The following is a 565-nucleotide window of genomic DNA, read 5'->3' as shown; positions in this document are numbered from 1 at the left end:
ATCTTTTAAAGATGGTGGTCTCACACAGCCAATTTACCAATTATCAGATGTTTCTAAAGACGGTCAGGTTACGGGTAAGTCCTTTACTGATGTTGGTTCTGCTTTTAGCGGGCTTGATACGAATATTAAGAATGTTAATGATCGTATTAAAGAAGTATCTCAAGGAGTTGCACAGGATTCTTTATCGTGGAGTAAGGATGACAATGCGTTTGTCGCAAAACATGGGGAGAAAGAGGGTAGCAAAACGAATAGCAAGATTACTCACATTTTGGATGGAAATATTGCTTCTGGCTCTACGGATGCGGTTACAGGTGGTCAGCTTTATTCGCTGAATAATACGTTAGCGAACTATTTTGGTGGCGGCGCTAAGTATGAGAATGGTGAGTGGACGGATCCTAATTTCAAGGTTAAGCAAATCGGTTCTGATGGCGATATTACTGAAGAGTCGTATAAGAATGTAGCGGAAGCTTTGACTGGTGTTGGTTCTTCTTTCAAGAGTGTTCATGATGAAATTAGCACTATGATAAGTAATAGTCTTGTAAAGCAAGATGCTACAACGAACCTC

General features: G+C 40.2%; 1 pseudogene. It reads left to right on the top strand.

Annotated elements, in window-relative coordinates:
• Positions 1-565 (top strand): annotated as a pseudogene (locus CER18_RS10210) (Vomp family autotransporter); the annotation flags it as partial.

This window comes from Bartonella tribocorum, from assembly GCF_002777915.1.
In the GTDB taxonomy this organism is placed as follows: Bacteria; Pseudomonadota; Alphaproteobacteria; order Rhizobiales; family Rhizobiaceae; genus Bartonella; species Bartonella tribocorum_A.
The sequence above is the reverse complement of the archived record's forward strand: the minus strand, read 5'-3'. Positions and strand labels throughout refer to the sequence as shown.